28 protein-coding genes, 1 tRNA gene and 1 pseudogene are annotated in these 22938 nt (G+C 59.6%); 10 read left to right on the top strand and 20 right to left on the bottom strand.

Features of this window, described 5'->3' with window-relative positions; all coding sequences use genetic code 11:
• The first annotated feature begins 35 nt into the window (after positions 1 to 35).
• Positions 36 to 497 (top strand): GatB/YqeY domain-containing protein, encoded by a 462-nt coding sequence (locus tag Q1A89_RS14570; RefSeq protein WP_299729649.1) that lies wholly within the window; start codon positions 36 to 38, stop codon positions 495 to 497.
• 80 nt (positions 498 to 577) lie between these two features.
• On the opposite strand, the gene Q1A89_RS14565 is transcribed toward Q1A89_RS14570, so the two are convergent.
• From Q1A89_RS14565 to Q1A89_RS14530, 8 genes and pseudogenes are all read right to left on the bottom strand, one after another.
• Positions 578 to 1060, bottom strand: a complete 483-nt coding sequence (locus Q1A89_RS14565) for a DUF2244 domain-containing protein (protein WP_299729646.1) — start codon at positions 1058 to 1060, stop codon at positions 578 to 580.
• 99 nt (positions 1061 to 1159) lie between these two features.
• Positions 1160 to 1783 carry a hypothetical protein gene (locus tag Q1A89_RS14560; protein WP_299729643.1) on the bottom strand — a complete coding sequence of 208 codons (624 nt, stop codon included), beginning with the start codon at positions 1781 to 1783 and terminating at the stop codon, positions 1160 to 1162.
• Between the two features lie 102 nt (positions 1784 to 1885).
• Positions 1886 to 2503: a peptidoglycan-binding domain-containing protein gene (locus tag Q1A89_RS14555; RefSeq protein WP_299729640.1), complete on the bottom strand. Its 618-nt coding sequence runs from the start codon at positions 2501 to 2503 to the stop codon at positions 1886 to 1888.
• Between the two features lie 240 nt (positions 2504 to 2743).
• Positions 2744 to 3280, bottom strand: a complete 537-nt coding sequence (locus tag Q1A89_RS14550; protein WP_299729637.1) for a hypothetical protein — start codon at positions 3278 to 3280, stop codon at positions 2744 to 2746.
• A gap of 149 nt (positions 3281 to 3429) precedes the next feature.
• A pseudogene (ctaD, locus tag Q1A89_RS14545) lies at positions 3430 to 5100 on the bottom strand (cytochrome c oxidase subunit I); the annotation flags it as partial.
• A gap of 207 nt (positions 5101 to 5307) precedes the next feature.
• Positions 5308 to 6501, bottom strand: a complete 1194-nt coding sequence (locus Q1A89_RS14540) for a Hint domain-containing protein (RefSeq protein WP_299729634.1) — start codon at positions 6499 to 6501, stop codon at positions 5308 to 5310.
• A gap of 102 nt (positions 6502 to 6603) precedes the next feature.
• On the bottom strand, positions 6604 to 7254 hold the full coding sequence (gene lipB, locus Q1A89_RS14535) for a lipoyl(octanoyl) transferase LipB (protein ID WP_299729632.1): 651 nt from the start codon (positions 7252 to 7254) through the stop codon (positions 6604 to 6606).
• A 5-nt stretch (positions 7255 to 7259) separates the two neighbouring features.
• Entirely contained in the window at positions 7260 to 7925 is a 666-nt protein-coding gene (locus tag Q1A89_RS14530; protein WP_299729630.1) for a DsbA family oxidoreductase, read from the bottom strand.
• Between the two features lie 160 nt (positions 7926 to 8085).
• Between Q1A89_RS14530 and Q1A89_RS14525 the strand changes: the two genes are divergently transcribed.
• From Q1A89_RS14525 to Q1A89_RS14510, 4 genes are all read left to right on the top strand, one after another.
• Positions 8086 to 9423 carry a peptidoglycan-binding domain-containing protein gene (locus tag Q1A89_RS14525; RefSeq protein WP_299729628.1) on the top strand — a complete coding sequence of 446 codons (1338 nt, stop codon included), beginning with the start codon at positions 8086 to 8088 and terminating at the stop codon, positions 9421 to 9423.
• A 120-nt stretch (positions 9424 to 9543) separates the two neighbouring features.
• Positions 9544 to 9630, top strand: a tRNA-Leu gene (locus tag Q1A89_RS14520).
• 263 nt (positions 9631 to 9893) lie between these two features.
• On the top strand, positions 9894 to 10679 hold the full coding sequence (locus Q1A89_RS14515; RefSeq protein WP_299729626.1) for an HAD hydrolase family protein: 786 nt from the start codon (positions 9894 to 9896) through the stop codon (positions 10677 to 10679).
• 10 nt (positions 10680 to 10689) lie between these two features.
• Complete coding sequence (locus Q1A89_RS14510) at positions 10690 to 11919, top strand: glycosyl transferase (RefSeq protein WP_299729624.1); 1230 nt, start codon at positions 10690 to 10692, stop codon at positions 11917 to 11919.
• A gap of 110 nt (positions 11920 to 12029) precedes the next feature.
• Here the strand turns inward: Q1A89_RS14510 and Q1A89_RS14505 are convergent, their stop codons facing one another.
• From Q1A89_RS14505 to gstA, 8 genes are all read right to left on the bottom strand, one after another.
• The gene (locus tag Q1A89_RS14505; RefSeq protein WP_299729622.1) at positions 12030 to 12533 is read right to left on the bottom strand and encodes a DUF1348 family protein; all 504 of its coding nucleotides are present in this window, start codon (positions 12531 to 12533) and stop codon (positions 12030 to 12032) included.
• A 37-nt stretch (positions 12534 to 12570) separates the two neighbouring features.
• Entirely contained in the window at positions 12571 to 12882 is a 312-nt protein-coding gene (locus Q1A89_RS14500) for an NIPSNAP family protein (RefSeq protein WP_299729620.1), read from the bottom strand.
• Between the two features lie 109 nt (positions 12883 to 12991).
• Complete coding sequence (locus Q1A89_RS23505; protein WP_366524502.1) at positions 12992 to 13327, bottom strand: GFA family protein; 336 nt, start codon at positions 13325 to 13327, stop codon at positions 12992 to 12994.
• Positions 13328 to 13441: 114 nt separating this feature from the next.
• On the bottom strand, positions 13442 to 14287 hold the full coding sequence (locus tag Q1A89_RS14495; protein WP_299729618.1) for an alpha/beta hydrolase: 846 nt from the start codon (positions 14285 to 14287) through the stop codon (positions 13442 to 13444).
• A gap of 4 nt (positions 14288 to 14291) precedes the next feature.
• Entirely contained in the window at positions 14292 to 15269 is a 978-nt protein-coding gene (locus Q1A89_RS14490) for a nitronate monooxygenase (RefSeq protein WP_299729616.1), read from the bottom strand.
• A gap of 5 nt (positions 15270 to 15274) precedes the next feature.
• On the bottom strand, positions 15275 to 15481 hold the full coding sequence (locus tag Q1A89_RS14485) for a 4-oxalocrotonate tautomerase family protein (protein ID WP_299729614.1): 207 nt from the start codon (positions 15479 to 15481) through the stop codon (positions 15275 to 15277).
• A gap of 11 nt (positions 15482 to 15492) precedes the next feature.
• Positions 15493 to 15867, bottom strand: a complete 375-nt coding sequence (locus Q1A89_RS14480; RefSeq protein ID WP_299729612.1) for a nuclear transport factor 2 family protein — start codon at positions 15865 to 15867, stop codon at positions 15493 to 15495.
• Entirely contained in the window at positions 15864 to 16487 is a 624-nt protein-coding gene (gene gstA, locus Q1A89_RS14475) for a glutathione transferase GstA (RefSeq protein ID WP_299729610.1), read from the bottom strand. The genes Q1A89_RS14480 and gstA overlap by 4 nt, the downstream gene beginning before the upstream one ends.
• A gap of 190 nt (positions 16488 to 16677) precedes the next feature.
• On the opposite strand from gstA, the gene Q1A89_RS14470 reads away from it, so the two are divergent.
• Positions 16678 to 16962 carry a helix-turn-helix domain-containing protein gene (locus Q1A89_RS14470; RefSeq protein ID WP_299729608.1) on the top strand — a complete coding sequence of 95 codons (285 nt, stop codon included), beginning with the start codon at positions 16678 to 16680 and terminating at the stop codon, positions 16960 to 16962.
• Positions 16963 to 16985: 23 nt separating this feature from the next.
• On the opposite strand, the gene gloA is transcribed toward Q1A89_RS14470, so the two are convergent.
• The 3 genes from gloA to Q1A89_RS14455 all read right to left on the bottom strand — a co-directional run bounded on the left by gloA (position 16986) and on the right by Q1A89_RS14455 (position 18605).
• Positions 16986 to 17414 carry a lactoylglutathione lyase gene (gloA, locus tag Q1A89_RS14465; protein ID WP_299729606.1) on the bottom strand — a complete coding sequence of 143 codons (429 nt, stop codon included), beginning with the start codon at positions 17412 to 17414 and terminating at the stop codon, positions 16986 to 16988.
• A 63-nt stretch (positions 17415 to 17477) separates the two neighbouring features.
• A complete protein-coding gene (locus tag Q1A89_RS14460) occupies positions 17478 to 17948 on the bottom strand; it encodes a hypothetical protein (protein ID WP_299729605.1) in 471 nt (156 codons plus the stop codon).
• A gap of 24 nt (positions 17949 to 17972) precedes the next feature.
• Positions 17973 to 18605 (bottom strand): hypothetical protein, encoded by a 633-nt coding sequence (locus tag Q1A89_RS14455; protein WP_299729603.1) that lies wholly within the window; start codon positions 18603 to 18605, stop codon positions 17973 to 17975.
• Between the two features lie 342 nt (positions 18606 to 18947).
• On the opposite strand from Q1A89_RS14455, the gene Q1A89_RS14450 reads away from it, so the two are divergent.
• Positions 18948 to 19502, top strand: coding sequence for a TetR/AcrR family transcriptional regulator (locus tag Q1A89_RS14450; protein ID WP_299730556.1), 555 nt, complete (start codon positions 18948 to 18950; stop codon positions 19500 to 19502).
• Between the two features lie 486 nt (positions 19503 to 19988).
• Here Q1A89_RS14450 and Q1A89_RS14445 read toward each other — a convergent pair whose 3' ends face one another.
• Complete coding sequence (locus Q1A89_RS14445) at positions 19989 to 20771, bottom strand: LysR family transcriptional regulator (protein WP_299729601.1); 783 nt, start codon at positions 20769 to 20771, stop codon at positions 19989 to 19991.
• 197 nt (positions 20772 to 20968) lie between these two features.
• Between Q1A89_RS14445 and Q1A89_RS14440 the strand changes: the two genes are divergently transcribed.
• From Q1A89_RS14440 to Q1A89_RS14430, 3 genes are all read left to right on the top strand, one after another.
• Entirely contained in the window at positions 20969 to 21775 is an 807-nt protein-coding gene (locus tag Q1A89_RS14440) for a class I SAM-dependent methyltransferase (RefSeq protein WP_299729599.1), read from the top strand.
• An 83-nt stretch (positions 21776 to 21858) separates the two neighbouring features.
• Positions 21859 to 22437, top strand: a complete 579-nt coding sequence (locus tag Q1A89_RS14435; protein ID WP_299729597.1) for a DUF2306 domain-containing protein — start codon at positions 21859 to 21861, stop codon at positions 22435 to 22437.
• Positions 22438 to 22471: 34 nt separating this feature from the next.
• A complete protein-coding gene (locus tag Q1A89_RS14430) occupies positions 22472 to 22894 on the top strand; it encodes a DUF6326 family protein (RefSeq protein ID WP_299729595.1) in 423 nt (140 codons plus the stop codon).
• The last annotated feature ends 44 nt before the right edge of the window (positions 22895 to 22938 follow it).

Here is a 22938-nt window from a genome sequence, read left to right as displayed (position 1 = left end):
CGCTTAACACGTGGCCATGGGGATGGACATCGAATATGGATTTGCGCACGAAGATTTCGGCCGCGCTCAAGCAGGCCATGAAAGACAAGGAAGCGGACCGTTTGTCGACCTTGCGGTTGATCAATGCCGCCATCAAGGACAAGGACATCGATGCCCGTGCCGCCGGTCAGGACGACGGTGTCGCCGACAGCGAAGTGCTTGCGATCCTTGGAAAAATGTCCAAGCAGCGCGTCGAGAGCGCCCGCACCTACGAAGAAGGTGGCCGCCTCGATCTGGCCGAGCGGGAGCTGAGCGAGATCAAAGTCATCGAGGAATTCCTGCCCCAGCAACTGGACGACGTGGCCGCGGCCAAGGCCGTTGAGGAGGCTATTGCCGAAGTGGGTGCGGGCGGCATTCGCGACATGGGCAAGGTCATGGGCGTGCTCAAGGCCAAGTATATGGGCCAGATGGACTTTGGCGCCGTCGGCCCGATGGTCAAGGACCGCCTCTGCGGGTGATGGGCCTTTGGCGGAAGACACCTCCGCCTTACGGGGATGCGGGGATGCAAGGCGTAGCTGTTGCTGCGCCTTTTTTGTGATCAGCGTTTCAGCGCCCGGATCAGATCATCATAAAGCGCGACACGCTCTTCCTCGCTGAGGAAGGCCCCGATTTCGACCTCACGCCCCATGCCCTTGAGTGTCACATATTGTGGCACCGGCCCCTCGCGTTCGTATTTCAGCACCTGTGTCCAGTAGCGATTGCAGTCCCATTCCTGGGTCTCGCCCTTGGGGTTGGTGCGGATCAGATGCGCCTGTTCGCCATTCAGCGTCAGCACCTCAAGGATCTGGCGCGCGCGACGGTTGCGCCTGAGCGCATAGAAGATGCCCCAGACCGCCAGCATTAGAAACGGCAACAGCCCCCACAGCACGACACTGCCCAGCAGAGGCAGGGCAGGGATGAGAATGAGGGTGAAGGTGGACAGCACAAAGGCCGCCATGCCCGTTTGCGGCAGCGAGTTGTGCGGCCAAAGCTGCAACTCCTGCGTCGGGCTGTCGGGCGGTGTGGTCCACTGGTAGGGCATGGGTGTCAGTATAGCTGCGTCGTGGCCCAAGTCGAAGGGCAGGTTGTCGCGGTGTGCGGAACGGTGCCGCCATTCGTGCTCGGCGTCGCGCGTTCGCGGTCACACCGACCGTTTGCGCAGGGAAGAGAAAATCAGGCCGATCAGAGGCGTCACCCAAAGTGCTGCCAACAGTGCAAAATAGGAAAGCGTTGCGATGTCATGGGCACGGGACCGGGCGGCATATTCCTGCACAAAGCTGTTTCTTTCCTCAGCGGTTGCGCCCTCCAGCAGTGCGGACATGTCCAAAAAGCCGACGGGTTGCAAAAGCACCAAACCACCCCAGGCCAATACTATGACCCAGTGCAGTACGTATCCGGCAACAGGGGGCATCTGTGGCGGCCACCTGCGTGTGACCCACAGCCAAGGTGCCGCAAACAGCAAAACGAACGCGGGAATGGCGAGGTCCTGCAAAAGCGCAGGGGTGGCGGCGGCCAGTGCGTCCACGCTGCATTCGCCCGTACCGGACAGGCCAGAGACATTCAAAAACCCGAGCACGAATCCGCAGATCAGCAGCGCAGCGCCGAGGCTCGCGGCATGGCCATAGGTCGGGGCCTTGCGCGACCACATGAACACGCTCAACGCGATCAAAGCGGCGAGGATAAGCGCAGAAGGGGTGTCCAAGGTGGCAGGCGAGGTCACGTGGATGTCCGGTTGAGGAAGGGGGCGCGCGATATGACGGGGCATTCGACCGCTTGTCCAGCGCACATGGGGGCTGGTCTTCCCTTACTCAACACAAAGTCGCGCGCCCGTCAGGCAGGCGCGCGCTGTTCACGCGGTACCGCCGCCTCAGAGGTCGATTGCGCCAATCACCGGTGCCGAGGTTGGATCAGGTCGCAAGCCGCGCTGTTGGGCAGCACCCGAGGCCAGTTCCTCGCGGTAGAGTTTCAGCAGCCCCTTGGTGCCATCTGGCAGGCCCGCAATCGTGCCCAGGGTGCTGTCCCCTGCGGCCTCGGCGCGCAGGTAGGAGCTGGTCAGCAGGCGTTGCTGAAAGGTGGTCAGCGTGCCGGTGGAATCGTAACCCATGTAGCGCTGGTAGTCCGAGATGGCCCGCCGCGTCGAAGGGCCGACCCGTCCATCAACCGATCCTGCATCAAAGCCGAAATAGTTGAGCGAGGACTGGATCTCGCGCCCTTCGGTGGTGGCAGGGATGCTGGGACGATAGGATTTCTTGGGCGCCACATAGCGGGGTTGGGCGGCATAGGTCTGCGGCGTGCGGGCGCGTTGTCGCTGGATCTGGGCGCGCTGAACGCGTTGCTTGCGCACCTCTTTCTGGATGACCGCGCCGGCGATACCGCCCAGAACGGCCCCGGCCAGAAAATCGCGCCCGTCAGCGGCCACACGGGTGGCGGGGATCAGGGCGATAGAGGCCGCCACAACGGCGGCAGTGAGTTTTGTCGACAGCATGTCATTGTCCTTTGTCTCTTGGTCCTGCGACAGGCCGGGCCGGGGTGTTCGGGCACCATGATCTGGCGGGCAGCAGTTGCGAAAGGATATGGGCGGGCCCCACGCCCGCGAAAGGGGTGGCCGCCCATGGGGCCGGTTCTGGGCGGCGGGATGCCCATTGGGCAGGGGATACCGGCGGAGCACTGCCCGAATGGCGGGGTTGTTATTGCATAACAGAGGCAAGATCGGGGCGCAGTTGGTTCACTCTGCCCCGCTGCGGGGTGCGCGGCGCAGGGCCAGCGCATAAAGGGGGATGCTCACCAGCAGGCACAGCGCAAGGGTCGAGATCACCGCACCGCTCAGGGTCAACACAGAGATGTTGTGCGCCCACGCCTCATATTCGACATAGCGGCGCGGTGGCGACAGCAGGAACAACTGCAGGAGGCTTGGGCCAAGTGTCCCAATAACCAACCCCCACACCGATGCAATCAGGACCCTCGGCGCAATCGGCCGCGCATAGCGCTGCGCGGCCCATAGCAAAGGGATGGGCAGTGCGAACATGAGGGCGGTTCCAAGTATCCGAGGGCCGTGGGCAACGACGTAATAGGTGTCGTGAAAGGTGCCCTCTGTCGGACTGCGCAAAACGAGGGTCTGTGTCATCAGATAAGCCGCCAAAGCCACCACCGCGAGGCTGAGCGTGGCCACGAGCAACAGGCGATGTGCCGCCCAACCGCGCCATGTGGCGAGCGCCAAGGGCAAGATGATGATCAATGCGCTCAGGCCGGAACCGGGGATCACAGATGCCTCCTTGGGACGGAAAAAAGGCCCCTGCGCAAACAGGGGCCTTTTGAGAATGTCATGTCAGGGTCGGCTCGTCAGGGCTTGGCCGTCTCGTTTTGAGCGTCGTGGGGATGATCGGTGTCCACCCACTCGTCAAACGTATCGGGGTAGCGGTGCGACTTGTCCCACTCCTCCTGCTTGGGCAGGATTTCGAACGTGTGCTCTGGCGGTGGGCTGGGCAGGGTCCATTCCAGCGTGTCCGCATATTCGTTCCATGGGTTATTCTCGGTCACCTTGGCGCCGTAGCGCAGCGAATAGAGGATCACTCCGAAGAAGAACAGGAACGAGGCAAAGCTCAGGAAGGCGCCCCAGCTCGACCACACATTCCAGTAGGCAAATGCCTCCGGGTAGTCGATGTAGCGGCGTGGCATGCCCTGACGGCCCAGAAAGTGCTGTGGGAAGAAGGTCAGGTTGGCACCGATGAACATCGTCCAGAAGTGCAGTTTGCCCGCCCATTCAGGGTACATGCGGCCCGTCATTTTGGGGAAGTAGAAGTAGATACCCGCAAAGATGCAGAACACGGCCCCGAGCGACATCACGTAGTGGAAGTGTGCCACCACGTAGTAGGTGTCATGATAGTAGCGATCCACCGCCGCCTGGCTGAGCACGATGCCTGTAACGCCGCCAAGCGTGAACAGGAACAGGAAGCCGAACGCCCAGAGCATGGGCGTTTTCAGCTCGATCGAGCCGCCCCACATGGTCGCGATCCAAGAGAAGATCTTGACCCCCGTCGGCACCGCGATGACCATCGTGGCCAGCATGAAATAGGCCTGCTGGTTCAGCGACATGCCCACCGTGTACATGTGGTGCGCCCAGACGACAAAGCCCAGAACACCAATCGCGATCAGCGCCCAGACCATGGGCAGGTAACCAAAGACAGGCTTGCGGCTGAACGTGGCGATCACATGTGAGATGATGCCAAAGCCAGGCAGAATGATGATGTAGACCTCGGGGTGGCCAAAGAACCACAGGATGTGCTGGTAGAGCACCGGATCGCCGCCACCGGCAGGATCAAAGAAGGCAAAGCCAAAGTTGCGGTCCATCAGCAGCATGGTGATTGCACCGGCCAGAACGGGCAGGGACAGCAGGATCAGCCAGCTTGTGATAAAGATCGACCACGAGAACAGCGGCACCTTGAACAGGGTCATGCCGGGGGCACGCATGTTCAGGAAGGTGGTGATCATGTTGATCGCACCAAGGATCGAAGACGCGCCCGAGACGTGGACCGCAAAGATCGCAAGGTCCATCGACATGCCCGCCTCGTTGGTCGAGAGCGGCGGGTACAGCACCCAGCCCACGCCCGACCCGGCCTGACCATTGCCGCCCGGTGCCAGCACCGAGCAGATCGCAAGCGTGGTGCCCGCAACGTAAAGCCAGAAGGACAGGTTGTTCATCCGCGGGAACGCCATATCCGGCGCGCCGATCTGCAAAGGCATGAAATAGTTGCCAAATCCGCCAAACAGGGCCGGAATCACGACAAAGAACATCATCAGGATGCCGTGGCCAGTGATCAACACGTTCCACAAGTGCCCGTTGGGGGTACATTCGCCAGCGGCCGCCGCCGTCAGACGCGCGCCCTCCATGCACATGTACTGGACACCGGGGTCCATCAGTTCCATCCGCATGTAGACGGTGAAGGCCACCGAGACAAAGCCCACAAGGGCCGACACGACCAGGTAGAGAATGCCGATGTCTTTGTGGTTGGTGGACATGAACCAGCGGGTAAAGAACCCGCGTTCGTCTTGATGTTCGTGGCCGTGGATGGCTGCGTCTGCCATGCGGTGCCTCCTAAATATGTGTTTTCAGCGCGTGCAGGGTTCCCGTCCACACAACGCGTTGTTGAGTCTTCTAAAGATTTGCGTGTGCCGCTTCAATGACAGATCGTTGCTCGGAGCGGGATGAATTGTCGCGCATGTGCACGGCAAGACCATTTCGCGCGTCGGTAGTGCCTGCGCGATGCGTTATCCTGCCAGTTGTGCTGCGCGTCAGGCAGTTTGCTGCGCGATCAGCGGCGTTGCCTTGTCGATCCCGTAAGGCTTGATCGCGCGCTGCTGATGCGTCTTCAACAGCAGCTGCGTTTCGTAGCGGCGCAGGATCGGGCGCGCGGCGTGGCTGTGGCGGCTGGTATTGAGCGACGCGCCTTGGACAAACTGCCAGCCATCCGCATGGGCATCACGGGGCGCGTCTGCCACGTTCAGATAGCTTTCGCTCCACAACCCGTTGGCCAGGACCATCGCATGATTGGCAAACAGCAGGTGGTAATAGGTGACCCCCTGTCGCGGCATCTCACCGCGGGCGAGCCCGGCGGTCTGCAGATGACGGGCGGGCAGCAGCACCTGCGAGGACGCAAACAGCGCCTCGGCAAAGGGCGAGGCATAAAGCAGGCAATGGGCCGGGGACAGGCGCACGCTTTGGACGGCATCAAACAGCGCGCCATCCACCGTCAGGGGGCGATGGGCGGGCACGCGCAGCAGATCCTTGACCGGGATATATAGTGCACAAATGCCGATAATGGGCTGCGTGCCGTGATCATAGGTTGGCACCATATCGCCGGGGCGCAACTCGCAGACCGGCTTTTCTCCGTGGCGGGACAGGATCAGCGTGTCCTCGGCAAAGCAGGCTATGTCAGGTGTGCCGGGAGTTGGTGTCGTTTCGACAAAATTGCCGTTGGCGTCGCGGGCAAAGGCAGTGCCATTGGGCGCGCTGCTGTTGATGCTTTCGCCGCCGCCGACTTGCGTGGCGGATGTGGGAAAGCCGTCGGGCAGGGTGGGGGTACGCGGCGGCTGGCCATAGGAAAAGCTGATATAGGTATTGGTGTTGGGATCGTAGAGAAAGATCGTGTCGAACTTCTGCCCCTCGCCATCGGGGATGAAGTTGCCGTTTTCCGCGATACCGGCATCGTAAAACCCGCCGGAATCGCCACCTTCGTAGTTGCCGACCACGGTTGCCGTTTCACCGTCGTTCAAGGTGGCGGTGGCCCCAAAGGTGTAAAGCAGCCCGTTCTTTTCAGACCAGACCTGATAGCCGGCGAGCGAAATTGTCTCTCCGGACACGTTGCCGAATTCGATGAATTCATCGGCCTTGTTGGTATTACCGTCACCATCGGTGTCGATGGCCTGTCCACCTGCGTTGTCAGCGAGGATTTCGCTGAAGAACACACCGTTCAAGAGATCTGCCATGAGTACTGCTTTTCGTTTTTAGTTAACGCACGATTAACCAGAGCAGGAGGGCGCAAATGTGACACGCGGGCGGTGCTTTTGGGGCGATTTTCAACGTGAGGATTAGCGTTCAAATACCTGATTGAACGTTGTTTTCAGGGCCACATCCACATCGTCGATGGTCACGGGCAGGCCAAGATCGACAAGGCTGGTGACCCCGTGATCGCGGATGCCGCAGGGCACAATTCCGTCGAAATGGGACAGATCCGGTTCCACGTTGATCGACAGTCCGTGAAAGCTGACCCATTTGCGCAGACGGATGCCGATGGCGGCGATCTTGTCTTCGGCGCAGGTGCCGTCCGGCAGGGGCGGCTTTTCGGGGCGCTGTACCCAGACCCCAACGCGGCCCGGGCGAATCTCGCCGCGCACGTTGAACGTATCGAGCGTGGCAATCACCCAGGCTTCGAGCTGTTGAACAAAGGCGCGCACATCACGTCCGCGCTTGCCCACATCAAGCAGGGTATAGGCGACCCGCTGGCCGGGGCCGTGATAGGTGTATTGCCCGCCCCGGCGAGTCTCGAAGACGTCAAAGCGGTCCGGGTCCGTGAGGTCTGCCGCCTTGGCCGAGGTCCCGGCCGTGTAAAGCGGCGGATGTTCAAGCAGCCAGATGCATTCCTCGGCCTCGCCCGCGGCAATGGCCGTGGCGCGCGCCTCCATCCAGGCTTCGGCGGTGCGGAAATCGGTCAGACCGGGCGAGGTGATCCACTCCACCATCGCGCTCAGGCGGCCTTTTCCTCTTGGGCGACCTGTTGCAGGATTTGTGCATAGGTGTCAGCGCCTTGCGCGCCGGTCACGAGGTATTTTTCGGCAAAGATCATCGACGGCACACCCGAGATGCCACGCGACGTCCAGACCGCCTGTTTTTCGCGCACCGACGCGGCAAGAGCGCCCGATTCCAGCACCTGGGCGGCATCGGCGCGCACGATCCCGACGGAGTCGGCCACATCCAGCAGCACGTCGATTTGCGACACGTCCTGTTGTGCGGTGAAATAGGCCTCGAACAGGGCCAGCTTCAGCGGGTGCTGCAGGCCGAGACTCAGCGCAAATTCAAGCAGTTGATGCGCCGCAAAGCTGTTGACGATGCGGCTGTCGGGGGAAAAGGCGAAATCGATGCCCAACGATTGGCCGATCTGTTGCAGATGCGCGCGGTTCTGGGCGGATTGCTCGGGGCTGGCCCCGTATTTCTCGGCGATATGCTCGGTCAGGTTCTGCCCCTCGGGGCCCATGCCGGGGTTCAGCTCGAACGGTTGCCAGCGCACCCGCGCGCCCATGCCGGTTGCGCCAAGGGCCTGTTCGAGCTGGCGAAACCCCACGATGCACCACGGGCACATCACGTCCGAGACGATATCGACCTGAATGACGGGGGCGGTGTCTGGCTGTGACATGGGCGGGTCCTGATGCGTGGGGGCAAGGCGTGCCTTTTACATCATGCACTATGCTGCGGAATTCAAGCAGTGAGGCGGTTTCCGGGCGGGGTAGGGAATTAATGACTTTGCGAATCCGCCCATGGTGGTACCCTGCGGCCATATTATCCGGAGGGTTTTCATGTTCACCAAGACCATTACAGCTTCGATCCTGGCATTGTCCGTCGCGATCGTTCCGGCTGGGCGCGCCGCTGCCGATGCAGGCGATTTCGTGGCTGGCGCCATCATCGGCGGGATCGTCGGGCACGCCGCCACCAAGCAACACCAACGCAAAAAGGCATCCACGCGCACCTACAAGCCGCGCGCCTCGCGCATCCCATCCACGCAAGAGGGACGGGAAATTCAGGCATCGCTGAACTATTTCGGGTTCAACGCCGGGACGGTCGATGGCCAGCTGGGCCAGCGCTCGCGCAATGCGGTGTCTGCCTATCAGGCCTATCTGGGCTATCCGTCGACAGGCTATCTGTCGCCGTTCGAACAGAACCTGCTGATCAGTTCCTACAACCGCGCGCAGGCCGGTGGCTATACGGTGACCCAACAGGTCGCGTCCAACCCTGACGGCACCCGCGGTTTGCTCAAGACCTACCGCGCAGAGCTTGCCGGTCAGACAGTTGCCCCCGTGCAGGGCACCACGATCGTGGTGGCCCCTCAGCCCGCCGCACCTGCAACGACAACCACGACGACAACCGTTGTGGCCGCCAACCCGGCACCTGCTGCGGCACCCGCAGCACCTTTGGCTGCGGCCCTGCCAAGTTTCCTTGGCAATGGTGCGTCGCCCTCGCTGGCCTCGCATTGCAACACCGTGTCGCTGCTGACCAACACCAATGGCGGCTTTACCACGGCTGCAGCCATGACCGACCCGCATGTGGCGCTGAACGAACAGTTCTGCCTCGCGCGCACCTATGCCATCGCCACCAGCGAAGACATGATTTCACGGGTGCAGGGCTTTACCCCCGACCAGATCGCGGCACAGTGCAAACAGTTTGGTCCCGCAATGCAGCCCCATGTCTCGGCCCTCGCGCTCAAAAGCCAGGCCGAGGTTGTGCGGGACGTGGCCGGGTTCATCCTGACCACCGGCATGTCGCCCGCTCAGCTCAAGGGCACCGCGCAGATCTGCATGGGCGTGGGTTATCGCACCGATGACATGGATGTGGCATTGGGCTCGGCCCTGATGCTGTTTGCCATGGGGGATCACGTCTATGGCGAGTTGATGGGCCACCATCTGGCGCAAGGGTTCGGCACGTCCAAGCGCGTCGATGCCGCCCGTGTGTGGTATGCCGAGGGACTCAAGGCCGTCGACAATGGCGCGCCTGCGGTCTTCGCCCCCGGCCAGCCCGAGCGTACCGAGTTGCTGCGCAAGGCCTCGCTGAGCCTTGGCACATCCAACTCCAGCGTGACGCCGGTGCAGCCGCTGGTTCAGCCTGCGGCGTTGCCCACATTCGGCGTTGCCAGCGACTAAGCCGTCTCCTTTGAAATCACGCAAAGAACCGGGGCCTTTCGGGGTTCCGGTTTTTCTTTGCAAAGTCCTCTTGGCAAGGGGGACGTTGCCCGCTAAAGACCCTTCACCAAGTCAAGGCATGCGGCCGTGGCGGAATTGGTAGACGCGCAGCGTTGAGGTCGCTGTGAGGTAACACTCGTGCGAGTTCGAGTCTCGCCGGCCGCACCATTGGCTCTTTGTTCCGCAAAGATGCCCACACCCTCCAAACACTGGCTAACGTCTGGCGATCCGCAAAAGCGACCAGAGCAGATAGCTCTGTTCCGACCGATGTCGCATACAGTTCGCCACCAATCCAAATCAAGCAAGCCAAGAGCCCGGCACCGCACCGTTTTGACTTATGTTTGTGCGCCCTGCGCAATTTTTCCGCCGCCATGCCATGATCAACATGGGTCCCGCTTGTGATCCATCCGACCCCTTGCCATCAAAGGCCCATGACTGCCCAACTGCCCCTTTTGGTGTTCTCCGACCTCGACGGAACGCTGATCGATCACCACAGCTATGACTGGTCCCCGGCTGCGCCCGCGCTGGCCGCACTCAAGTCCATCGGCGCCGGGGTGGTGCTGGCCAGCAGCAAGACGGCCGTGGAAATCGACCTGCTGCGCCGCGAGATGGGGCTGCAGGATTGGCCTGCAATTGTCGAGAACGGGGCAGGGGTGCTGGCGGCTCATGCTGCGCCTCAGGGTGAGGCGGCGCAATACGACGCGCTGCGGCTGGCTCTGACACGCGTGTCGCCGTCCTTGCGCCAGCACTTCACAGGTTTTGGCGACATGACACCCCAAGACGTCTGCGACGCCACGGGCCTCACGCGCGAAGGTGCGATGCTTGCCCAGACCCGTGCATTCTCCGAGCCGGGGCTGTGGCACGGCACGGAAGTCGAGAAGACCGCCTTTCTTGCCGAACTCGCAACAAAAGGCATCTTTGCCCAGCAGGGTGGGCGGTTTCTCACCCTGTCCTTGGGGGCCACCAAGGCCGATCAGGTCGCAGCCCTGACCCAGCAATTCCAGCCCAAAACCACGGTCGCCCTTGGCGATGCGCCAAACGACATTAAGATGATTGAGGCATGTGATTGGGGGGTGGTGATCGCCAACCCGACCCGTCCACCGCTGCCCCCACTGGCAGGCGAGGCCGAGGGGCGGGTCACACGCACGCAAGAGCCAGGCCCGGCGGCGTGGAACAGCGTCATGCTCGAGACGCTCGCCCGCCTTAACCTGAACTGAGGACTGATTTTTGGCCGATTTTCACCAGAACGGAAACATTACCACCCTGCACAACCTGCGCACGCGGTCCTCGGCGGAACTGGCGGACGAGTTGGCGGCCTATGCCCAGACCCGCAAGATTTCCCTGATCCTGCCATGTCTCTATTCAGAGCTGGAAGGGGACGCGATGCCCCACATCCTGTCCGAGCTGTCTCAGGTCAAATACCTGCACCGCATCATCATCGGTCTGGACCGCGCGGACGAGGCGCAGTTCCGCCACGCCAAGGGCTTTTTCAAGGGCCTCAACCAGAACCACATCGTGATCTGGAACGATAGCCCGCGGATGTTGCAACTTGGCGCGCGGCTTGAGGCGATGGGGCTTTATCCGGCTGAGCAGGGCAAAGGCAAGAACGTGTGGTCGGCGCTGGGCTACCTCATCGCCTGTGCGGACAGCGCGGTGATGGCGATCCATGATTGTGATATCCTGACCTATGACCGCGAGATGCTGGCGCGGCTGGTCTATCCTGTCACAAACCCCAATTTCCCCTATCAGGTGGCCAAGGGGTATTATCCGCGCGTTGGGGAAAACAAGCTGAACGGCCGGGTGACGCGCCTGCTGGTCAGCCCGCTGCTCATTGCGCTGAAACGGGTGGTGGGGGATCGCGATTACATCGATTATCTGCGCAGCTTTCGCTATCCGCTGTCGGGTGAGTTCGCGATGCGCACGTCGATCCTGCCGGATTTGCGTATCCCCTCGGACTGGGGCCTCGAGATCGGCGTGCTGTCCGAGGCCTGGCGCAATCTCGCGCCCAAGGCGGTCTGCCAGGTCGAGATTTCAGATGCCTATGATCACAAGCACCAGAACCTGAGCGCAGATGACGCTGATCAGGGCCTGTCGCGCATGTCCACCGACATCTGCAAGGCCATCTTTCGCAAGCTGGCGGCCGATGGCACCATCTTTACCCCCAATGTGTTTCGCACGCTCAAGGCCACCTATTATCGCAGCGCCCTTGATCTGCTGGAGGCCTATTACAACGATGCCAAGATGAACGGTCTCGCTATTGACCGGCACAGCGAGGAACGCTCGATCGAGCTGTTTGCCGAGAACATCATGCGCGCGGGGCAGGTGTTTGTGGAGAACCCGCACGAAACCCCGTTCATCCCCACGTGGAACCGGGTGCATTCCGCCGATCCCGCCTTTCTGACCGACATGCTGGCCGCAGCGCGCGCGGATGATCGGGAGTTTCAAGGCGCGGGTTAGGGGGGCGGTGTCAGGTTTAGTTTCGGAAAGGGTGGCGTTTTTAGCGACATGTGTCCGTTGGTTTTGCGGGCCGAAGTGGAGGTTCGAACACCACACCACCCAGCCCGGACTCAAGCCGAAGGCGCCGGGCGATCGCCAGCCCGTCCCGGCGGGATGGCGACATGGTTTCTGTCGTACACCGTTGATCGGGAAGGTGAACTTGGCAGCCTTAAAGCGCAGTAGCAGACAGGTCTGATCGCCACCCCACGGGCTGCCGAAGGCTCGGCTTGCGTTGGTGCGAGGGTCAGGGCGGAATTGGATCTCCAAAACGCAAACAAAGTCGGCTTAGCGGACAAAACAGACCTTGGATTTTTATTCTTCGCTGACGCAGCATCGCTTGCCACGTGCGGCGGGCTTCTCGCTGCGTTGCAGCCCATGTCGCGAAAGCGGACATTGCATACAGGTTTCGAACGACTGATCCAAACCGCGTTTTTCGCAGCATAGGCCTGCGTCACACGCTGGGGGTCTCGGCTGTTCCAACCATCCTCGGCAGCGCGCACTTTTTGCGCGGCAGTTGTTTCGGAAAAAGGCGGAAAGGGCGGGCGGCTCACAATGAAGCTCCAGACAGATTTCATGAATTTGTTTGCGCCAAAAGTGGCGGATTGGGCCGACCTAGCTGGACATTTCCAATGGACGTAAAAAATGACGGTCATAGCGCCTGATACAGTCCGTATCCTCGGCAAATTTATATGCTTTCTGGCATTCGCTGTCTGTCAGGCTCTTGATGCGATAGGTCTCATAATCCGCCAGAGAGGGGAACGAAAACAGGCAGACGGCCAAGTCGTTCGGGCTTTCATGCGGCAAATAGTACCCATGATGCGCCCCTCCGAATCTCTCGACCAAGGGGATCCACACACGCGCATATTCTTCGAATTCAGGTATTTTAGATGGGTTCAGTTCATATTGGACATAACAGGTTATCAACGACTTTTCCTAACATGGTATTTCTGACTAAGGCTTCGTATTTGCTGGTGGCAAGGTGGTGTTCTAACAGGCCGTTTCCCGGCCGATCGCAACACAGAAGAACACAGTGTTATGGAGGAAGCCCCTCACACGCCTCAACCTGATCAAGACATGAGGACCATGATGGTTGTTCAGAAACGAAAGTCCTAAACTTTTCAGCCACCGTGGGTTCTGCGCGTAGTGAACCCGCCGGAACGACCATTCTTGATCCGTCGCCGCTTGCCCAAGGAACGCCAGAACCGCAAACGCGGCAGAACGATTTAGATATATCCCGACCAGGCATTTTGTAGGCGACAATTTCGTTGCTACCAGACAGCCACTCGAACCTTTCGGCCGCTATGAACAGATTTGACGCGAAGGCCGATCCGGTGATCTGTCTGCACTGATCGCAACTACACAAGAACATTGTGTCGAATGCGTTGACGACCTCGAACGAGACCGCGCCGCACAGGCAGTTTCCTTTGATTTTCTGCATTGTCCTGATCCTTTGTAACTGGCGTTGACTGGTGAACGGGCCGCCTTAGGGTGCGGTGTCATCTCGCAGAAACTCAGCAAGGGCTTCGAGAATCCGGCTCGGCGCTTCGAGCTGCGGCAGGTGCCCCACGCCGGGAAACGATTGAAACGATGACTGCGGAATGCGTTCATGAAGCGCCTTTCCCCGTTCAAGCGGAATCCACGGATCGTCCGCTCCCCATAGAATGGTCACCGGGCATCGGATGTGACCGAACATCGGTTCGACGTCCGCGGTGAAGCGCTCGTCGGCTTGAGAGAATTGCCGATAAAAACTCCCGCGACCGTCTTCATCGAGCCACGGTTCGACAAGTTTCGAGAAGTCTTCACTGTCGATCTCGTTGACGAGAGCGCCCCGGATATAGGCTTCAACAACTGCCTTGTGGATATGCGGTGGCAGGCCGGTGAAGGCCTCGACATGCCGCCCGACGTGATCGAAAAAATCCGAACCCCATGGGCGCATTGCGACAACGTTCATCAGAACATATTTCTCGAAATCACAGCCATGCAGAAGATGCGCGCGCAAAGTTGCCGCGCCGCCGAAATCATGTGCTAACACGCGGGGGCGATCCAGTTTCCAGTGTGCCAACATCTCCGCGAACACGCTGCCCTGTACGTCGAGTGCTGTGGCTTTCTCGGGTCGCTTATCGGATTGCCCGTAGCCTGGCATGTCATACCAGTGGACGCGGTAAGTTTCAGCCAGTGCCGGGATGACGCGATGCCACGAAAAAGAAGACCACGGCCATCCATGCGCAAGAACGAGGTCCGGTCCATCACCTGCACTTCCGGCGGCAACCGAACCAGCGCTTGTCACGACGGTTTCGCCCAACGACCAGCTCCTTTTAAGTTTTTGCATCGGTTCAATCCTTTGTGATGGGGTCGACAAGGTGGCCCACGCGACGCAACCGGTGCTCAGCCTGCGAGATCATTCTGTGAAGCGTGGCTTGCGCGGGTTCGCGAGACCGGATGAGATCAGCTGCCTCGCCGACAATAACGGCAGTTACGTCTGTGTCGTCAGCCGTTTGTGACGCCTCGAAACGCTCTTTCTCGGCAGCGAGGTTTCGCGTGAGACCGTCGATATCCGCGCTCCATTGCCGCGTGAAGGTATTGCGCATCGTGCGCAGGTTCCAATCCGTAGGCCAGTCAAGCCCACGAGCTATGTCAAATACGGAACTGCGTTCCGTATCGTCTCCCGAAACGCGCAGAGCAGCTTGTTTGGCATTTTTACTGGCGAGGGATTCATCGCTGGCAAAGAAGGCGGTTCCACACAAGACACCCGAAGCGTCAAGCGCCAGAGCCGCAGCCAGACCACGTCCATCAGCGATGCCGCCTGCCGCTATGACTGGTATTCCTTGCGCGATATCCACAACCGCCGGGACAAGGGGCAACGTCGCTCTGGTGCCGCCGTGCCCGCCTGCCTCTGTGCCCTGCGCCACGATGGCATCAACGCCAGCATCGACAGCTTCACGCGCCTGTTCGAGCGTCTGCACCTGAACGATCAGCTTTGTCTGCGCGTCCTTAATGTGATGGAGAAACGGTTTAAAATCACCGAACGAGAGCATGAGCGCAGCAGGGTTTCGCGCGAGGGCAAGATCGAGCAATTGTGGCTGGCGGGCCAGCGACCACGTGATAAAGCCCACCCCGATCCGTGCATCCCCCGCTGCATTGAATTCGCGCATCTGCCAATCGGCGTCGCCATAGCCGCCGCCGATCAGACCCAAACCACCCACCTTGCTTACGGCCGCAGCGAGCGCCCCGCCGCTGACACCTGCCATGGGTGCCAACAGGACAGGATGTTCGATGTCGAACAGATCACAAAGGGATGTGCGGATGGCCATTCAGGTCAGCCTGCCGCGTCGCGTCTATACTGGTCGACCGGTAGACCTCCGATCCCCCAATCCTCAAGCGCCACTTCGTCAATAACAACAAAAGTTGTTGCCGGAGATTTGTCGAGCACTCGGACCAGCAGGTCGGTCACGCCGCTGATCAACGCGGCCTTTTGATCAGGGGTGACACCCTCACGCGTCACCTTGATGTTTACATAGGGCATATCGCGTCCTTTCAGCTATCGCGTTCGGTGATTTGGAAAATTTTGGCCATGATCCGCCATGCCCCGTCGGTTCGCACAAGCGTCAGAAAGTCGATGAAATCCTTTGTACCGATGGAACATCGCACACGGGCAAAAGCGGTGTTTTCCCCCGCAAACTCTATGGCGTCGATCACATCACGCCGGGGTTCATTGCGCGAGGCTGAGGACACGCGCTTGGCCACTACCGCGAAGTACTCATCCATCGTGCGATAAAGCAGTGGTGTTTCATCCGCCGTCGCATAGATCGCTTTTGGGTGAAACACGCTGGCCAATCTGTCGGTGTCTGCGTAATAGAGACCATCGAAATAGGTCCCTAACACGTCAGATACTGCGGCGAAGTCGGTCATGCCGCCTGCTCCATGAGACCTTCGGCAACCATCGCTTTGATCGAGGCGGGACGCGCCGCAATACGTGCCACGTAGGCTTGGGTTCGCGGATACGCGGCAAGGCTCAAGCCGACAAAACCTGCCCAGTTCAGCACCACAAATGCATAGGCATCTGCGACGGTGAAGGTGTCGCCGAGCAGAAAGGGACGACCGTCTGCGAGACGTTGCTCGACATGCGCCGCGCGGCGCCCGACACCTGCCTCGACCCTCTTTCTTGCATCACCATCAAGTTCCCGACCCGAAAAAAACGGGCCAAAAGACACGTGCAGTTCTGACGAGATGAAGTTCAGAGCTTCCTGAAGCCGGGTGCGCGCCAGCGTGCCGTTCGGTGGCGCAAGATCGGCGTCTGGTGATTGGTCGGCCAAATATTGCAGCACGGCTGGATTTTCGGTGATGATCTCGCCGTCGTCGTTGATCAGAGCCGGAACATAGCCGTTCGGACTGATCTTTAGGAAATCACCACCAGCCTCGGTTTTGTTTGCATCGGTGTCTGTCTTGTCCAGCTCGAACGGGATGCCGAGCTCGTTCAGGATGATGTGGGATGCCAATGAGCACGCGCCGGGTTTGTAATGAAGTTTCATTTGTCTTAGCTCCTGTTTGCTGTGTTGATAATTCAGAGATGGCGCATGTGATAACCGTTGACAACTAGATTACCTCTGGTTACTTGATTATCGAGTTACCAAAAGGAAACCTGGTTACCCAAACATGCCGCTTAAGGTCCGTAAGAACCAAAGCCCAGATCCCCCGCAGCCCTGCATGCTGACGCACTGTATGGCTGTGATTTCAGGCGCATGGGCGGCCAACGTGATCTGGTCGCTCCGTGCCGGTCCGCGCCGTTTCAACGAGTTACGGGCGGACATCCCCCCGATTTCGGCCAAGGTGCTCTCTACCCGGTTGAGTGAGCTGGAACAGCGCGGGGTGCTGTCGCGCAACGTACAGCCAACTTCGCCACCTTCTGTTGAATATATGCTGACCGATCTGGGCGGAGAACTTGTGCCCGCACTTGAGGCCATCGTGGAGGTAGGCCACAGGCTGAAGATGCGCGACGGCGGATGACGCCTTTCCATGTGATGTGATACCTACGACGCTTGGATCAGTTCGATCCTGTAGCCGTCAGGATCTTCGATAAAAGCAATGGTTTCGCGTTCGCCCGTTTCATCCGGTGCCATCTTCATCGGTCCGGGAGCACGGAGAATTTCGATACCTAAATCTGATAGGTGCCTGCACACCTGTACAATGTCGTGCACTTGCACCGCGATATGACCGTAACCCGTGCCATGGGAATAGCTGTTGTCCCCCCAGTTGTAGGTCAGCTCGATCAGCGCGTCGCTGTTGGCATAGCCGACAAACACCAGCGTAAATTCCGCATCTGTAAAAGTCTCACGCCGCGCTTCTTGCATGCCAAGTGCATCACGATAGAACCGCAAAGATCGATCAAGGTCGCGGACGCGCAGCATCGTATACAATATAGCGTATGGGGTGTTTTTAGGTTTCGTTTCAGTGTTCATTTTTGACCGCCCGAATTGTGCTGTGGACTAGGGACAGACGGTATCCGCCCCCAGAAATTTGCGTTAACGGCAGATTTCGCCCTGATAGCGCACCAATCCGACAAGGTTGTCGTTGTCGCGCAGGTCCACAAGGCCATAGCTGTTGAACTGGCCTGAGTAGCCCTTCATCGTGCCGCGTGTGACGTCTGGCTGAATGTCGTAGGTGATCTCGAGCATAAAGCGCCCCGGCTTGCCCGGCACGGCTGTCAGAATGCCCAGATCTTTGGTTTGGAACGCACCGCCATCTGCGCGGCCAAAGTAGTGTTCCATATCCATCTCAAGACCCGTTTCAGTCTCGCGGGTGGCCGTGATCTTACCAGCCGCATTTTGAACAGCACCGGTCAAAACCGCCGAGATGATCATCGGCTGGCCTTCGCCTTCGCCAAAGAAGTTAGGGATGGCGACGCCGCCCATTTCAAAGCAATCGGCAGCCATTGCGGCAGTTGAGGACATCGCAAGCGCCATGATGGCACCAGAAAAGGAGTTCAGTTTCATGTCATTTCCGTTCAGTTGAAGAGGTTAAAGGTAGTAGGGAGAGTTGAGACTGCGGCTTGCGGCCTCGGTCACGCGGGCATCGAAGACGCGCGTATAAAAGGCAGCGTTCATCGCGGCTGTCGTTTTCGGGAATTCATTGATGGCAAAGTCCAACGCATTTTCGACAGTGTCGAAAGCGTCCAACCCACCCAGCGTGTTTGTATTGAGCCCACTTAGCCAGATCTTGGACATCAATCCCTTTTGCCTGCGTAAGACCGGATTTCGGTCCTGCCATGGTGCGTTTTCAAAGGGCACAGCGACCTGCACTTCGGTGTAAACAAATGCGCCCGGCTCGGCTGTGACCTGTCCGCCAAAATGGGGCGCATCCATAGCCGCGCTGGCCTCTGCGGTGGCCTTGTTGTCAAAAACCCGGGTTGTCTGCGCCACGCCAAAGTCGCGGGCAAGAGCAGGAAAGAAATCCGTGCAGTACAGCAGGGCATCTTCCACGCTGGCAAAGCCATTAAACCCACCGATAGAGTGATTGCCCAGCCCGGAAAGCCACGTTTTGTCAACAAACCCGGGTTGGGCCGCGATGGCAGCATTCAGCTTTTCCCAAGGGACATCCGTGAAGGGTACGGACGCTTGCAATTCTGTGTAAACGAAGGCGTTGGCAGGCATGGTTTGGTGTTCCTTTTGATTGGATTGCGCAGTTGCAGCTGACCCGTGAGCGGTCAGCCCTATTGCCGCGAGGGGAATGGCGGCCAGCCCTGCGGTAACTTTGCGCCGTGACATTGGCGCAGTTCCACCGGGCGCGTGCCGGGGCACACGTGAAGCCATGTCGTCTTCTCCTTAAGATTGGGGCCACCTACCTTGGTGGTTGTCTTGGGGTGGGTGTCGAAATATAACGATCCCTATATATCGCTATTCTGATTGGCGCTCTCCGTCAATCAAATAATATAGTGATCGTTATTTTTTGAGGTAAAGGACTGACGTAGATTGAAAAAATCAGAACTGACCAAGATGAGACTGCTTGAGGCGTCGGGCCGAGCGTTTCGAAGAGAGGGCTATTCAGGGATCGGGGTCGACTCAATCGCGAAAGATGCTGGCGTGACGTCCGGTGCATTTTACGCTCATATGAAATCTAAAAATGATGCGTTCCGCGCGGCCCTGATCGCAGGCCTAGAAGAGGTCCTGTCTGCATTGACCGCGTATCGCGAGACCCACGGCGACCAGTGGCCCATTGCTTTTGCTGAGTATTACCTTGGGCACGATCATCGGCTTGATCTTGAAGGCGTCTGTGCCATGACCAGTCTGACACCGGACGTTGTCAGGGCTGATCCAGAGGTGCGGTCAGAGTATGTCACCCTGATGGAGCGCATTGTGAATGAGATTGCGAAACATCTCCCCGGTGATGGGCCCACACAGGACCGCGAGGCAAAAGCATGGGCCTTTCTTTCGGCACTTATTGGGGGGCTTACACTTGCGCGTGCCATAGGGCCCGGCGCTGCCGCAGACGAGGTTGAGCGCGCCAGCAAGGCGGCCGCTTTAGGCGTTATCGGTTTTCCGGCGGCCTAGGTGGACCTGATGCGCGCCTAAACCAAGGTGAGAGATATTGAGGAGATTTTTGCTATCGTAAGCGCGGTTGCTCCAGATCGCTTAGAAAACACTGCCGATGTTGTGGAAGGCAGCAATCGCTCGACAGACCTCTGTTTCTACTTGGGTCAATCCGTAAAGCTTCGCGAACCGATCTAGTCGAAGGTATGGAATTCGTTCGAGATCAATGACGTGACAAGTGCCCCATCTAGTCCCTGCTCCAACTCAGCTTTGCTGTCGCTGAGGGCGCGAAACCATACCGACCGGGCGCTGCACGCCGTCTCAGCAGCGCCGATGCGGGAGGAAGCGGGATTTCGCCGCGCTAGGTTCGAAGGTCACGTTCAACCGGGCACACTCCTTTGAACGTTCCGTGCGTCGGCTCACATCATGTTTGAGTTGCAGCGTGACAATCATATCGAGCATTGTCGCTAGTCTCTGGGGACAGCGGGAGAGCCCGGGTTCGGACCGTCATAGACGATCTGCGATCAGATCGAACACGAGCCTGATCCGCGGGTTGGTTTTCAGTTCGCGGTGAGCGACCAGCCAGGTTTCGATCTCGATTTGCTCGAAATCCGGGAACGGGTTTTCCAGCTCCGGATAGGCGTCGCCGATATCGACCGGCAGAATTCCGATCCCCAGTCCTTGCCGGATGAGCGCAACGGAAAGCGTTACGCTTGACGTGAGGAAGTTGAAGTTCGCCGTCGTGAGCTCGATCCCGCGCGATGCCATGAGTGCCAGCCGTTGTTCGGGCGCATCAAACCCGACGAAGTGCATCTTCGAGAGATCAGCGGCACTCGACGGACGGCCGACTTCGTCCAGATACTGCTTCGATGCGTAGAGCTGCCCCGCCGTGTCGCGCAGCCGTTTGGCGAACAGATTTTCGTCCTGCGGGCGCCTGTGCCGGATCGCGATGTCGGCTTCGCGCCGTCGCAGGTCGCTGTTTTCATTCGAAGCGATGATCTCGATCTGAAGTTCGGGCGCTCTGGTCCGCAGGTCCTTGAACACTCGCGGCAGGAAATAGGTCGCCATGCCGTTGGTGGCAGAGATCACCACCTTGCCCGTGACGGCTTCGGACTGTCCGGTCGCCGTCAGGGAAATGCGGTTGGCGGCATCTCCCATGCTGCGAAAATGCTCCAGCAACTCCGTGCCGGCCTGCGTCAGAAGCAGTGCTCGCGATGTCCGCTCGAACAGGGTCACACCGAGCGCGTCTTCAAGACCCGCGACCTGGCGGCTGAGGGTCGGCTGCGTCAAGCCAAGTGCGCGGGCGGCAGCCGATAGCGACCCTTCTTCGGCGGTCGCGAGAAACGCGCGCCTGGTTCCAATCGAAAGCTGATCGTTGCCACTCCATTATCTGCGTATACCGGACCCAGAGAAATGCACAATTTCGTATTGCAGGCATTCGGTCCAGAACGGTCTCGACAACGATCCTGGCCGAACGGACCTGTGCGATGACCATAGACGAACAAAAGTGGACCACTTCTTCCCTGCCAGCCGCATCGGCAAGCATCCCCATCGCAAGGGGTTGCATCGGGTCTTGGGAGATCGCTTTGCGTCGTCGTACGCGCACCGCGGGAGACCTCGCCGGCTTGTACGATGATGCGTCCAAAAGCTGGGCACGTATGTCGCGTCGCTTCCGGCTCGAAACGGCGTATCGTGAACCGCTGTTCGCAAGCGGTGTGGCGGAAGCGCTCGTGGGACAGGAAGCTCTGGTTCTCGATTGTGGAGTAGCGAGCGGCAGCCTGTCGCTGGCGCTCGCAAGTATCACCACGGACTCGCCTGAGTACCACTGCATCGATACGTCCGGCGCAATGCTGGCAGCGGCGGACGCCGAGTTGCGCCGCGCGGGAATTGCAGCCCGGCTTCAGCAGTCCGACATCCGGACCATTCCCTATCCCGATCGCACGTTCGACGTCGCGATGGCGGCGCACGTCCTCGAACACCTTGCCGAACCCGACGTTGCGCTCCGCGAGATGGTTCGCGTGCTCAAACCGGGCGGCATCTTGTTCGCCTGCATGACACGACGGTTTGTGTTCGGGACATTCGTGCAGCTTCGCTGGCGCACCTGGATGGTCAGCGAACGGCAGGGCATCGCACGGCTACGAGAAATTGGCCTGGACGATATCGGGTTCCAGCCGATCGGACTGGGGTTCGGGGCTGGCCAGGCCAGCACGGCTTTCTGGGCGCGAAAGCCGGTTGGGACGGTCCGCTTGTCACGGACCGAAGGTATCACGCCCCGTGGGGAGCCCGCGCGATGACGTCTCTGCGCCGATCCGAATGGGCGTTGCTGGCGTTCATACTGATCTACTCGCTTGGACCCACCGTTGGTGGACTGGTACGCATGTTCGAACTGACCGGCGGTCCGGCCATCTTGCCCCCGAACCCGCGCGCTCTGGCCGATCCGCTCCCGATCACGCTGCATATCCTGACCAGTCTCGTGTTCTGCATCGCCGGAGCGCTTCAGTTCCTGCCCAGCATCAGGCGCCACAACCCGGCATCCCATCGCATCAACGGGCGCGTCGTCGCCATCGCGGGATTTGTGTCGGCGGCGACCGGTTTGTGGATGACGCACATCTACACATTCCCGACCAGCCTTCAGGGAAACCTCCTCTACTGGGTTAGGATCGGGCTTGGATCGTTGATGATGGGTCTGATCGTGTGGGCGGTGATCGCGATCCGGTCTCGCAATATCTTCCGGCACGCCGCTTCGATGCTGCGCGCCTACGCGATCGCGCAGGGCGCATCGACGCAGACTATGATTGGGATCGTCTGGATCGTCCTTGCCGGATCAGAGGCGAGTGGGCCGGCGCGCGACGCCATCATGGTGTCAGCGTGGGTTTTCAACCTGGCGGTCGCCGAGGTCCTGATTAGGCGTTTGCCGAAGCCCAGGGCGCAGCCGGCTGCACCAAGACGGCAGTGACTTACCATCGAACACACTCAGGAAAGGACTTGAGATGAACAACTCCACAAGAGATCCACGCGTACTCCTTACGGTGCTCTGGATCTTCGTCGTCCTGAACTTCTTTGCCAGGGACATTCACGAACTGGGCCGGCCAGGCATGCTGGAACAAATGATGTCAGGCGTGATTGATGGGGTCGAGATCACCGAAGCCTTGATGCTTCTGGGCGGTGTAATGATCGAGATTCCCATCCTCATGGCTGTCCTTGCCCTGGTGCTTCCTCGACACATCAACCGGTGGACCAACGCCGGTGCCAGCCTCCTCACGGCGGCCATGATTATCGCGGGCAACCTCGATCCGGACCTCGACAACCTGTTCTTCATGATCATCCAGCTGATTGCCCTGGTCATCATCACTCGCGTCGCATGGTGGTGGTCAGAAGATCAGTTGCCTGACGTTTCAGCTCGATCTCGATAGCTATGCCGATTGCAGGCCAGCATATCACCTAGCTTCGTTAGGTG

The sequence above is a fragment of the uncultured Tateyamaria sp. genome, assembly GCF_947503045.1.
Lineage (GTDB): Bacteria > Pseudomonadota > Alphaproteobacteria > Rhodobacterales > Rhodobacteraceae > Tateyamaria.
This window is presented reverse-complemented; position numbering and strand designations above follow the sequence as displayed.